Source organism: Shewanella halifaxensis HAW-EB4, from assembly GCF_000019185.1.
Taxonomy (GTDB): Bacteria; Pseudomonadota; Gammaproteobacteria; order Enterobacterales; family Shewanellaceae; genus Shewanella; species Shewanella halifaxensis.
In genome coordinates, this window is record NC_010334.1 from 1,524,188 (window position 1) to 1,536,709 (window position 12,522).

Below are 12,522 nucleotides of genomic sequence, written 5' to 3' on the forward strand. Positions count from 1 at the left end.
CGTTACCAAACTCGCACTGGTCACTCATCATTATCAGTCTATTATCTTAAGCGCTTTTATTGGTGAAAGGTTTCTTAAATATTTCAATAAAGGTATTGAATGTTAACTGTTTAAGGCACTAAACTGATTAAAAAATAGTTCAGTGATTAGCGTGTCATTCGACACCAATATTGAGCGCTTGTACTAATGGCAATTAGATACAGGCTTATCGGCGACTTAAGGGATGACTATGACGGAAGAAAAGGGTGTGAGTGCGAATGACGCCGCTAAAAATGAGCTCAGTAAAGAGGTCGAACAGGCTGAAAACCAGAAAAACACAAAAATCCGTAAAGCGACTAATATCATATTAATCGTCGTCAGTTTTCTATTTGTATTTCACCTTATCGCTGACAGATTTATCCCATCAACGGACTTAGGCCGTATACGCGGCTATGTGGTACCTATTAGTCCGCAAGTGTCCGGCGAGATAATCGATATTTTAGTTGAACCCAACACCCTAATAAGGCAAGGCGATGTGCTTGCCAAAATTAATCCTCAAGATTATGAGATTGCGCTGCATCAAGCGGAGCAATCACTAAAAAAAGCCGGACAAAATGTCGGCGCCCAGACCGCCAATGTGACCGCCGCTCAAGCAAAAGTGACCAATGCTGTGGCAAACCTTAAAAATGTACAGGTCCAGTCAAAGCGTATTTTTGCCATGGTCGATAAGGCGGTTATGTCACAGGCTGATGGCGATAATGCGCGAGCCGAGCTGACAAAAGCTGAAGCTGGCGTAGCGAGTGCCAAAGCCGATCTGGCGAAGGCGCAGGAGCGTTTAGGAGCGGAAGGGGAAAATAATACCAATGTTAAATCAGCGCTATTAAGTTTAGAAACAGCCCAGATTAATCTAGCACGAACATCAATCACCGCACCAACCGATGGGGTTGCGTCAAACTTTAGGCTAAAAGAGGGCATATACGCCAGTGCAGGCCAGCCTGTGATGACCTTTATCTCGTCTGAAGATGTGTGGATTGAGGCCTATTTTAGAGAAAACAGCTTAGGCAATATGAAAGCGGGTGACAAAGTTGAGTTTGCCCTCGATTATGCTCCAGGAGAAGTCTTTAAAGCCAAAGTAGGCAGTATCGATTACGGTATCGACTGGGGCCAGAGTGAGCAAACAGGCAAGCTGGCACAGGTGTCGGGTCAAACAGGCTGGTTGCGTCAATCTCAGCGCTTCCCTGTGACGATCGTACTGCCTGCCGATGAAGCGGTGGGCCTAAGGCGTGTCGGTGGGCAAGCCGATGTGATTGTCTACACCAGCGACAACAGTATTATAAATTTATTTGGTAAGTTCTGGATCCGCCTCGTGAGCTGGTTCTCCTATGTCAGATAGTCATCTAACTGTGCACACAGATTCAAATACGGCAGTCAGTGTGACTGAAGAGGAGATATACACCCGTAGGGTATTGCGTTTCACCCTTGGGATAGGCCTTGCTGTTGCAGTGTCAGCCATTTGGGCCTGGCCGTTAGCTTTTATTGTGCCGGTATTTGTGGCTAAGTTTTTGGTTGATAGGCAAGAGCCCACAATGCAGACAGTGTATGAGCTGCTTATCTCGATGATCTGTACTATCGGCTTGGCTTGGTTAGTGAGCTTTGGTCCGACTCATTACCCTATGGTGTTATTGCCATTACTCGCCATGATGATGCTATGGGGCTACTACCTGTTTAGCGACCCTAAATGGAACTTCTTCGCCACTATTTTCATTGTGGCGACGCTGCTACTGCCTTACTTGAGTTTACTGCAGCCCGGAGCCGCGATACTGGTTGGCGTGGGGTTAAGTTTTTCTGGTGTAGTCGCTGTAGCGATATTTGCGTTACTGCACGCCTTACTTCCCGACCTGTCTCCTAAGAAAGAGCAATTAGCCGATGCACAGCAGAGTCATGATGAGCGAACCCATGAGGCGTTTCGCGCATTGATTATTGCTTTTCCTGTGATCTGTTTTTTTTACTTCTTAGAAATCTCAGGCGCACTGCTGACCATGATATTTATCGCTATTTTGTCTTTGCAGGCTGCTGGGGCAAAAAGCGTGAAGGTGAGTCTGTTTTTATTGGTGACTAATGGGATTGGGGGAGCACTCGCAGTTGTATTTTATAACTTACTCACCATAGTGCCCGAGATCCAATTTTATATCGGCATGTCGATGTTAGCGGCCTTGTTCTTCGGCCAAAAGATCTACGCAGACCCGGCTAAAGCGCCTCTCTATGCTGGCATTTTGTCCGCGCTATTAGTCGTTGTTGGCTCAACGGTATCATCGACAGATAAAGATGTGGCTGTGAACTTTTATCTTAGGATCTTACAGCTATTTTTAGTGGGCGTTTATATGATTTTTGCTTCTTTCTTTTTAGAGTCCAGAGATTGGAAGTTTCTTAAAAAGCGCAACAGCTTATAAAGCAAAGCCGTGGGGTAACCTCTTTTTATAGGTTAATAACAACTCGTTTAATAATGATGTCACCAAAGGGCAATCAATAGGTCGTGATAAGCAATAACATGGAGGCCAGTACTTACAGTGTGAGGCAGTCGATAGCGAGGTTGTTTCTAAGCAGCCTTGATTAATTGAGTATGCACCTCAGAGATAAAGCTTGATAAAGGATTGGTTAAGCAAAATTATGATATATAACTGAATCAATAACTTGGTTCATATGCTATATGTTAAATAGCGCAGGTTCTTGATCACCACATACTACGAGAGTGTATCGACCACTCATAAATATCTACCGATAAGGATGAAACTATGTTTCGACTAAGCAAACTTAAATTAGCCGCAGTAGCCCTACCTGTACTACTTGCAGGTTGTGCGACAGGTGATACCCCTGAAGCTAAGAAAATGCATGCTAGAGAAGAGACTCAGGCAGCACTACAGGAGATCTATACCGAGCATCCTGCAGCTAAAACGGCTGTTGCAAACTCTGTTGGCTACGTAGTATGTACTGGTAGTAATAGCTATCTGTTTGCCTTATCGACGGGTGGTGGGATCTGTGTGCTACATGAAGGTGGCAAGCTCTCCTATTATCGCTTCGCAACGGGTGGGGTAGGTGCTGGTATTGGCTGGAAGCAGATGGCGTTTGTGCAAGCCTTTAGTCAGCGTGATGCATTGACTCGTTTTAAAGAGTCGGGATATGAAGGTCAAGCACAAGCCGAGGCCAGTGCCGAATATGAGGGCAGCGGCGAGCAGGCATCGGCAAACCAGTCGGTTGATGTATCAGGTGTAAAGACCTACCAAGTTAACTTGATGGGCGCTGCGGCTCAGGCCACCGTACAAGGGTACAAGTATTGGGAAACTGACTTTAGCGATGATTTCGTTGAGAATGATGGCTAACACTTAAGCTATCTGAACAAAAAAGCTAGGTTGTTACCTAGCTTTTTTTATGCCTGAATTACATGGTAGTCAAATATTTAAGCTTAGTACTTAATTTCAAACTGAGTTTCAGGGCTTAAGCTATTAGCGATAAAGCAGTTGCTGTGGGATTTTTCGTGGATCTTAGTAAGCACTTCTTGCTCAACTTCAGTGGCAAACTCGATCTCTGGACGCAGGATTATCTTACTCACAAAGATTTTGCCCGCCTCATTCTTGCCGAGTTCTGCATAGGCATTATCTTGATAAGATATTATGGAGAGGCGTTTTAAGTGTGCAATGGTTAGGAAGGTTAACATATGGCAGGCACTTAGCGCTGCGAGTAGACTTTCTTCTGGGTTAACATTGGCCGCATTGCCGCTATATTCTGGTGCGGATGAGGCTTGGATCTGCTGACCGCTACCAAAACTAATTTGGTGATCACGGCAAAAGCTTTGGGGATCGGCAATAGGCTCCTCAGAGGCTCTCCAACTGAGGTTGATATTAAAAGTCATACTGTTAACTCTTCTAATAGATGAATATGCAAATGCATGACTAATGACTCGGGGGAAGCGGTTTAAGCTAACTCTTTAAGTCAATAAGTTGCAAATGCAAATAACTAACGTGGAGCATACTCTTGGTAAGCCTATAGATATTTGATTTTAATCAACAGTAGGTGATTGGCTTAATCTTGGAGTTGGCGACAGAAAGGTTGAGAAGTGCTGAAAGCGGTACGCATGATAGGGACCATTTTATCGATTCTTGGTACAGCATTTTTTAGGGGGAATCATCACTTTAAATAAGCGTTTCTAAACGTTATTTTTGCAAGTAGTTCATCAAGTATTTTATATGACTAGCTTTTATTAATTCAATTCATTAAGGCTTTGAGTGGTATCAACATAAGTTTGCATAGTTGCCACTTGCTGTTGTTGAGCTTTTCCGTTTACCGTTGCTGCACGTGCATCTTCGTTATTTGATAGATAGTATGCGGTTGTCGGAGATACAGCATTGCTATTACCAGTGGCAATGTTAGCCATGTCTGAATAGATCTGATACTGCATTTTTGCTTTTTTATACTCTATATAGACTTCAATTTTTTCGCCCTCATTTGGTAATGCGGGGACAGCCGGTAGCATTTGTACATCATCAGTATTAGGGTTTTTCTTCGCAAGCTCTATCGCTCTAGGACTAAGGGTTACAGTATCTTGTTGTAAGGTTTGCCGAGTAGGGTTGAGACTCTTTACACTCGTTAGCTGCGACTCATTGCTAACTTGTGGGGCCTTGCTTGATTGCGACAGGCTTGATTGTGACTGGTTTACTTGAGTCTGTTCGGTACTGAATGGTAGTGGATTAGAGTGTGAAACAAGCATAGAACCTCAGTCATAGATTGGATTTATCTGACTAATATTCTAAAGCCATTTTACTGTACATAAGCTGAACCATCTTCGAAGCGATGAGCTGATAATCAATAGGCTTGCTACTAATACAAATAATAAAAAGCCTTTTACTGAACAGTAAAAGGCTTTTATACATCATGCTTGCGCTAATCAAATTGTCGACTAGTTTATTAACACCAAAATTGTGCTAAATAGGCTACTGATAGCCATTGAATAAGGCAGAAATTTAGCACGATAACTCAGCATTAATATGACTAACAGGCCTGCAAATGATAATAAACCGAAAAACAGGATGCTGCCATATGTGGCGCCTTGGCTGGTAATACAGCCCCAATACGTACCAGTAATACCTACCCAACCAGCAATATGCAGTAATTTAGCTTGCTGTGGGCTTGGCGCTTTACCAAATGAATCTCGATAGTGAGAAAACATAGCCAGCGCTAATAACCCAAATGCAAGATAGCTAAACCCCAAAAGACTTAAGATCACGGCTATATTCCTTCTTTTGTTGCTGATGAGGTATGGAGCATAACCTCATGGTTTGCAATGCGTGCATTAGCTGCTTTCTTAGTAAAGACACCCTGTTTACTGATTAGTTTCGTTCGAGCGAAAAACAGTACTAAGCCGAAAAATACACACATTACGTCAAAGCCGACCAGCGACCATTGACGTTGGCTTATGTTGTCCAGTAGGTTGCTGTTAGAGGTGGCGGCATTGAGAACGGGTATGGCAACTAAAGCTGTTGCCGAGAGCATCATCACTGCACGCCAGGCCGCCAAAGAGCGATTAAAGCAAGCTAATAGTGCTACGGTCACAAGCGCAATAAAGAAGATGTTGATTTCCGATTGTGCCCGTTCTGCAAGATTGGTTGGGAGTAATCTATTGGCATAGAAAAAACTGGCTGTAGCCAGTGGAAGGCCTGTGATGAATGTTAAGTTTAATCCTTCAACTAAACGTAACCCTAGGCTGGCTTTAGCGCCTTGCTTTAGCTGCTTCTGTTGTTTTTGACGAATTTTAACGGCCCAAAGTAAGGTTCCTGTTGTGATCATGGCGCAGCCCAAAATACCACAGATGAAGAATAGCGCTCGTAGTAGAGGCTCGGCAAATCGTCCTGTATGCAGGGCGATTAATGTATCGTGAGTATTTTGCGCACCAGAATTTGGTTCGATACCAGAGTTGAGTCGTTCGCCGTTGCTACCATCAAAGATAATCGCAGTCCTTCTATCAGTGACGGCTTCGCCTGTATCTCGATAAAAATTGATTTTGCTATTTTGATCGCTTGGGTTATTTATCACGACTTGCTTGATAGGATCCTGAGCCCAAATAGCTTTAACTTGTGGTAGCAATGCGCTAATTGAGACGGTTTGCGCCTCAATCCCAACAGGTTTCACTTGTACTCGGCTAGGACGTAACTCTTTGCTAAAAGATTTAAAGTCGCCATCGTATGCCGTCATCACTCCCCATGGCATATACATCATCATCAAGGTCACTAATCCGGTGTAGGTGATCATTAGATGATACGGCAGGGCAAGCACTGAGCTTACATTATGGGCATCTAGCCATGAACGACTGCCTTTGTTGCGCCTAAAGCTGAAGAAGTCCTTAAAAATACGTTTATGGATCACAATACCGCTAATGAGGGCTATCAGCATAAACATGGTGCAGAATCCGACTATCCAGCGAGCAATCTTAGCGGGCATGTAATGTAGGTCGAAATGCAGGCGATAGAAGAAGTGTCCGCCTTTTGACTCTCGCACATCGCTGATCAAGTCATTACCTTCAATTGGCGCGATATGTTCAATAAATTTACCACGACGTTGGCCCTCTTCTGGCTGTGTTTGCCAGCTGTAGCTCATATAGGGTTTACGGTCTGTCGGGAAGTTGATTCGCCAGTCACGTGCATCTGGCGCATGCTCTGTTAGATAGTTTTGAGCACGCTCAAGCTCATTGGCAACTTGGCTAGCGTCATATTGCTGGATGACATTTTTATGAAGTTCAGGCTTGCTCCATAGTGTTATTTCATAACGATAGTAACTTAATGTCCCTGCAAAAAAGACCAGCAGCAGTACCCAACAAACAAGCAAACCTACCCAAGTGTGCAGCCAAGTCATGCTGCGAAAAAATGTCTCTTTCATGGTTTAACCTATCAGCCGAATAAGCAGGTAAAAAAGGCCGCTAAGTAGAAGCAGATCGCTTAATGCGCGCCAGTGATTTTGCACACTAAATGCCCATATCCCAGCTGTTGCATAGACCGTAAACGATAGCATCATGGCCGTTAATACGTTGTCTATCGCCGAGAAAGGAAGAGTTATGGCAAGCAGACCTGATACTGTGGCGGCTAAAAGATAGCCAGCAAAAATTGCGGAAAATGCGCGAAAGCCTATCTTTAGCCTGTCCGAATCCAGTGTTTTAGGTAAGGTTAATTTTGTTGTTTGCACTTCTAGGTACACCTAATTTAACTTGTAAGTTTAAAAGCCGCTAAAAAGTTAACTGCATTCTACATTAAAAGGTGTAATTGAGAACCGTTTCCATTCGTGTTTAATGCTTGGGATTACAAACTGCGATATAGCTCTCAAATGTGTTGTTTATTCAAGGGCCTTAAGGGGGCGAGTATTGCTTAAACCAGAGCGATTTTTATCCTAACGGATATGACGATTTTTGCTTGTAAGTGTCTGATTAGAAGTAGACATCAAAATAAAATTAGTTTTATTTGAGTAAAGAGTGATAAAAATCAAGCTAAAGCAAATTTTTTTGTCTAAATTAGTAGAGGAACAACGAGATTAGATTGCTGTTTGCTAATGCATTGTATCCTGATGAATGCCACAATTAGCTTATGTTTTAACCATGGTTAAGTGATTGCTTGATTAAAACTATTAATATAACAAAATGTGTACTTCCCCTATACAGACTGGGCTACAGCGATTTTTAAGGATGATTTTCTCAAAATTTTGTATAAATTATTTTTAATAAAGCTTGTAATTTAAAGCGAAAGCCTCAAATGTATTAGATAAGAAGTCATTGTAAAAAGGAAACCCTATGAAAATAAATCTTTCTGGTCACCACGTTGAAGTTACTGACGTTGTAAGGCAGCATGTCCAAGAGAAGTTTTCGAAGATAGAGAGTCATTTTCCAACCCTGATCGCACTCGATATTATCATCTCGAAAGAGCATGGCGAATTCCAGGTTGAAATCAGAACCAATTATGAAGGAAGCCGTATTTCGGCGTCTGGTAATGATCCCGTTATGTATCCAGCGATTACCAACGCAGCCAAAAAACTCGATGCGGCACTAAAGCATCGTAAAGGTCAACTGAAGGCTGATCTACATTCTAAGCCTGTTGTGACGACACCTGAGATTGCACATGAGAAAGTTCAAGAGATGAACTTAGTCTAATCCCAAAATCTAAGATTTTTGTCACTCGACAATAGAGATAAAGCTCTCATTACCAAGCGGTAACGAGGGCTTTTTTTTAACTACCGATTTCTAGTTTCAACAATGTAGTAGTTCAATATCTGGAACCATTGCTAGTCGAAAAGGCACAGCTTGATGACTATGCCGCTTCTTGTTAGCGCGACGCTAATCGCTTTCCGCCTTTGAAAACTCAGTATGATTTTCTTTAGGCGGTGGAGTCCAGCTACGCTCCACTTTTGAGAAACTGCGATAGCGCTCATCTTTCATCGCTGCACTTAGCGTTTCTTCAAGTTGAATGAACATATCACGGTAATGGACTAGATACTTATCGTCTTCAGTAAACTGTTTCCATGCCTCATACAGGGTGTCTTTATGGGTGGTTTCCGTCTCATAAAAGGTTGCCCGCTGCTGCTCGGCCTTGAACGGATGTACACCTAATCTTATCAGCGCATGCTTACCTAGGTTGAGCGCCGAATGGAAGGTCTCACTCACCATAAAATCAGCTCCTGCGTTACGCAGGCGATAGAGGTGCCTTCGGTCAAAAGCACGAGCCATGATAATAATGTGAGGATAGGTATGTTTGATATATTCAACTAAGCCAACAGCGCGCTCAGGATCATCTATGGCGATGACTAACATCTTAGCCTGTTCAATGCCTGCGGTATGGAGCAAGTCGGGCTGGGTGGCGTCACCATAATAGCTCTTGGTGTTAATTTTCCTTAAGTTTTCGACTTGCTGAACTTCATGATCCAGTACTATGGTTTTCACACCATTGGTCACTAATAAACGATTAACTATCTGCCCAAAGCGGCCAACACCCGCAATAATCACGGTGCCTTTTTCATCAATATCATCGGGCTCGCGAGTATTCTCGTTTTTTTCATAGCGAGGCAGTATGACTTTATCGAATAGAATAAATAGCCCCGGTGTGAGGAACATAGAGATGGCCACAACCAGTGACAGCAACTGCGCGAGTTCATTGGTGATAACATGGTTTTGCACGGTATAGCTAAGTAGCACGAAGCCAAATTCACCGGCTTGCGCTAGGCTCAGGGCAAATAGCCAACGGTCGCTGCCCCTGATCTTAAAAATAAAGGCCAGCACTAACAGTACGGAAGCCTTTATTAATATCACGCCAGACGTCATAGCCATCACCGGGCCGATATGACTAAGGAGTACGTCAAAGTTTATGCCTGCGCCCACGGTGATAAAAAATAGCCCGAGTAATAGCCCCTTAAATGGTTCGATATTGGACTCAAGCTCGTGCCTAAACTCACTGTTAGCCAGCACAACGCCTGCAAGAAAGGTGCCTAGCGCGGGAGACAAACCCACAAGGCTCATGAGCGCGGCAATGCCGATAACGAGCATCAGTGCGGTTGCGGTAAAGATCTCTCTCAGTCCCGAACTGGCAACATAGCGAAATAGCGGACGACTTAAGTAGTGGCCGCCAACCACAACGCTGGCAATAGCCATTAATACAACAATACCGTATGCCCATCCCGGTAGCCCCGCTACTAACGACAGCTCATCGTGGTGCTCGGCGGCGCTTTGTGTAACGGACTGCGCCTTTTCGACTAACTCGGGTAAAGCTAGCAGCGGGATAAATGCCAGCATAGGAATGACGGCGATATCTTGAAACAGCAGTACTGAGAAAGCGTTTTTGCCACCTTCTGTTTTGGTAAGACTCTTTTCATTAAAGGTCTGCAGTACGATGGCGGTCGATGACAGCGAAAAAATCATTCCCACGGTTAGGGCGATACTCCAGCCATAGTTGAAACTCAGGGCTATCCCCATAACCACAAGCGTAGATAGACCCACCTGCAGGCCACCTAATCCGATCAGTTTATTGCGCATATTCCACAGCATTTTAGGCTCAAGCTCAAGGCCCACAAGGAATAGCATCATCACCACACCAAACTCGGCAAAATGTTGCAGTGTGTTGGTTTCAGCACCGACTAGGCCAATAATAGGGCCTATTACAACGCCTGCCATTAAGTAGCCCAGTACTGAGCCTAGGCCGAGTCTTTTGGCGATGGGTACAGCGATAACTGCGGCGCATAAATAGATAAAAGCTTGAATAAAATAAGCTGTCATTAGTGCTCCCTGATCAGTTGGTCTAGATGGCCATTGAGTTTTTCGAGCGATTGCGCGAACTCGATATCGAATCTGTCCTCACTGAGTGCCCTGAGTGTTCTAATCCATTTTTGAACATGAGTATCGACTCGGTTTTCCTCTGAGGCGGTTCGGGCGCAGAACAGTGCGAATGGGGCTAAGAAGTTCATGCCAGTTAAGTTGGCCATCTGCTCTAGAGGCCGCAGTAGTTCTCTTAGAGAAAAGTGGTTATAACCCTCCTCGCAGTATGCTGACTCACTCCCTCCTGCGCTAAGGGCGCACAGAAAGGTTTTTCCACATAGGGTTTTACCTTTAGCACCGTAGGCAAAGTTGTACTCTAAAACCAGATCTTGCCACTCTTTTAAAATCGCAGGTGTGGAGTACCAATACAGTGGAAACATAAAAACCACGATATCGTGGTCTCTGAGTCTTTGTTGTTCCCTGTCAATATTGATCCTAAAGGTGGGGTACTCACCATAGAGATCAACGGCGGTTACGTTTGGCTGCAACTGGGTCGTTTTAAATAGAGGAGTATTGATTTCGGATCGTTCTTGGGAGGGGTGTGCATACAGTACGAGAATTTTTTTTGCCACTTGTGCCATTTTTTACCCAGTTCTTTCATAATCGATTGCTATTAAATCTAGCATAGACAAGGAGATGCGCTAAGGGTTTTTAGGGGGAAACCTGCTGAGTGTTGCTGCTGAAAAAGAGTGTCAGCGCCAAATCGTCGTCGGCGTTGATCATTTATAATACTGTTTATGCATTATCTTTATTGAGATCAATAAGGTGCCAGAATGGAGTGACTATGAATTGTTTGATAATTGCTCGCTCTATTACCTATAAAGATATAAAGTAAAACAGTCAGATAGCAACAAAGTTCACATAAGTTGCAATGTTATCGAATTTCAATTGTTATCATAAATGGACGCAGATACACTACGCTGGATAAGGTGTATTTAAAATGTGTGTTATGAGTGAGGTATAACGATGCTAAATATTGACGATCCTGCTGCAACTGAAAAAATCCCGGCTATTTTTCGTTTAGGGTTTCGGCCTTTTTTCTTAGGCGGCGCGATTGTTGCTATGTTATTTGTACCCTTATGGTTACTGACTTGGTTTTATCCTCAATACAGTTTGTTTCAGACAGACTTTTGGGTAAAAGTGGTTCCCCTATGGTGGCATCCTCACGAGATGTTATTTGGTTTTGCGCTGGCAATCGTGTGTGGTTTCCTGCTCACGGCTGTTCAAACTTGGACTAATCAGCCGGGCATGAAAGGCTGGGCTTTAGCGCTCACGTTCGCTTGCTGGTTATTGGCGCGATTAGCCTTACTGCTACCCGTATCTATTCCATTGTGGCTTCCGGCGCTGCTGGATTCGCTGTTCTTGGGCCTTACCGCCATTAAGCTGTGGCGCAGCATCTATAAAGTGAAGCAGTGGCACAATATTGGCTTTCCTATCATGCTATTTGTGGCGATGCTGATAAATCTTTTAAGTTACTACGCCCTGAGTGAGCGGGATTTCTCTCTGAGTCAGCAGATCTGGCAATCCATGTTGTGGTGGTTAGGCCTGCTGATCACTATAGTCGGTGGACGTGTTATTCCCTTCTTTACCGCAATTCGCATAAAGGAGACCAAACCTGAGCCTATTGCACTGGTTGATAGAAGCTTAATCATTATTATGGTGGCCTTAGTTGTGCAGGCGATTACTCAGGTGATGCCTAAAGAGGTGGAGCAAGTGTTACTGTACCTTGCTGGTGGATTACACCTAGTGCGTTGGTCGCGTTGGCACCCCTTTAAGACACTCAAAGAGCCGATGCTTTGGTCTCTACAAATCTCATACTTACTATTGCCAATTACATTATTGGCGATGGCTTGGAGCATCGATGACACCATGGCCTATCGCCATCTGTTGCACCTGTTCGCCATTGGCTCGTTGGCCGGGATTTGTCTGTCAATGATTTCCAGAGTCTCCCTAGGCCACACCAGTCGTAACATCTACGAAGGCCCTAATATGGTGTTAGCCTTTCTCTGTTTGCCTATCGCTGCAATATTACGTGCTGTGATGCCGATTGTCGCACCAGAGCATTACCAGCTATGGCTATGGCTCTCGGGCGGCTTTTGGTCGTTAGCTTTTGCTATGTTTGTATTCAATTACGCCTCGATCCTCTCTAAACCGCGTATTGATGGTCGACCCGGATAATTTTTATTATTAAAAGAAAACGGCTTAATAAT

General features: G+C 44.0%; 12 protein-coding genes. 5 read left to right on the forward strand and 7 right to left on the reverse strand.

What is annotated here, in order from left to right:
• Window positions 1–229 precede the first annotated feature (229 nt).
• The 3 genes from SHAL_RS06425 (at window position 230) to SHAL_RS06435 (ending at window position 3,356) form a co-directional block, all read left to right on the forward strand.
• On the forward strand, window positions 230–1,372 hold the full coding sequence (locus SHAL_RS06425; RefSeq protein WP_012276360.1) for an HlyD family secretion protein: 1,143 nt from the start codon (window positions 230–232) through the stop codon (window positions 1,370–1,372).
• Entirely contained in the window at window positions 1,362–2,429 is a 1,068-nt protein-coding gene (locus SHAL_RS06430) for a DUF2955 domain-containing protein (protein ID WP_012276361.1), read from the forward strand. Before SHAL_RS06425 ends, SHAL_RS06430 begins: the two co-directional genes overlap by 11 nt.
• A 342-nt stretch (window positions 2,430–2,771) precedes the next feature.
• Window positions 2,772–3,356 carry a lipid-binding SYLF domain-containing protein gene (locus SHAL_RS06435; protein WP_012276362.1) on the forward strand — a complete coding sequence of 195 codons (585 nt, stop codon included), beginning with the start codon at window positions 2,772–2,774 and terminating at the stop codon, window positions 3,354–3,356.
• An 83-nt stretch (window positions 3,357–3,439) separates the two neighbouring features.
• On the opposite strand, the gene SHAL_RS06440 is transcribed toward SHAL_RS06435, so the two are convergent.
• The 5 genes from SHAL_RS06440 to SHAL_RS06460 form a co-directional block, all read right to left on the reverse strand.
• The gene (locus SHAL_RS06440) at window positions 3,440–3,886 is read right to left on the reverse strand and encodes an OsmC family protein (RefSeq protein WP_012276363.1); all 447 of its coding nucleotides are present in this window, start codon (window positions 3,884–3,886) and stop codon (window positions 3,440–3,442) included.
• Window positions 3,887–4,234: 348 nt separating this feature from the next.
• Complete coding sequence (locus SHAL_RS06445; RefSeq protein WP_012276364.1) at window positions 4,235–4,741, reverse strand: hypothetical protein; 507 nt, start codon at window positions 4,739–4,741, stop codon at window positions 4,235–4,237.
• 189 nt (window positions 4,742–4,930) lie between these two features.
• Entirely contained in the window at window positions 4,931–5,257 is a 327-nt protein-coding gene (locus tag SHAL_RS06450; RefSeq protein ID WP_150102066.1) for a DUF3325 domain-containing protein, read from the reverse strand.
• A 2-nt stretch (window positions 5,258–5,259) separates the two neighbouring features.
• Window positions 5,260–6,903 carry a PepSY-associated TM helix domain-containing protein gene (locus SHAL_RS06455; protein WP_012276366.1) on the reverse strand — a complete coding sequence of 548 codons (1,644 nt, stop codon included), beginning with the start codon at window positions 6,901–6,903 and terminating at the stop codon, window positions 5,260–5,262.
• 3 nt (window positions 6,904–6,906) lie between these two features.
• Window positions 6,907–7,206, reverse strand: coding sequence for a hypothetical protein (locus tag SHAL_RS06460; protein ID WP_012276367.1), 300 nt, complete (start codon window positions 7,204–7,206; stop codon window positions 6,907–6,909).
• 598 nt (window positions 7,207–7,804) lie between these two features.
• Between SHAL_RS06460 and hpf the strand changes: the two genes are divergently transcribed.
• The gene (hpf, locus tag SHAL_RS06465) at window positions 7,805–8,161 is read left to right on the forward strand and encodes a ribosome hibernation-promoting factor, HPF/YfiA family (protein WP_012276368.1); all 357 of its coding nucleotides are present in this window, start codon (window positions 7,805–7,807) and stop codon (window positions 8,159–8,161) included.
• 183 nt (window positions 8,162–8,344) lie between these two features.
• Here the strand turns inward: hpf and SHAL_RS06470 are convergent, their stop codons facing one another.
• The gene (locus SHAL_RS06470) at window positions 8,345–10,273 is read right to left on the reverse strand and encodes a monovalent cation:proton antiporter-2 (CPA2) family protein (RefSeq protein ID WP_012276369.1); all 1,929 of its coding nucleotides are present in this window, start codon (window positions 10,271–10,273) and stop codon (window positions 8,345–8,347) included.
• Window positions 10,273–10,893: an NAD(P)H-dependent oxidoreductase gene (locus tag SHAL_RS06475; protein ID WP_012276370.1), complete on the reverse strand. Its 621-nt coding sequence runs from the start codon at window positions 10,891–10,893 to the stop codon at window positions 10,273–10,275. The genes SHAL_RS06470 and SHAL_RS06475 overlap by 1 nt, the downstream gene beginning before the upstream one ends.
• A 385-nt stretch (window positions 10,894–11,278) precedes the next feature.
• On the opposite strand from SHAL_RS06475, the gene SHAL_RS06480 reads away from it, so the two are divergent.
• Window positions 11,279–12,490, forward strand: coding sequence for an NnrS family protein (locus SHAL_RS06480; protein ID WP_012276371.1), 1,212 nt, complete (start codon window positions 11,279–11,281; stop codon window positions 12,488–12,490).
• Window positions 12,491–12,522 lie beyond the last annotated feature (32 nt).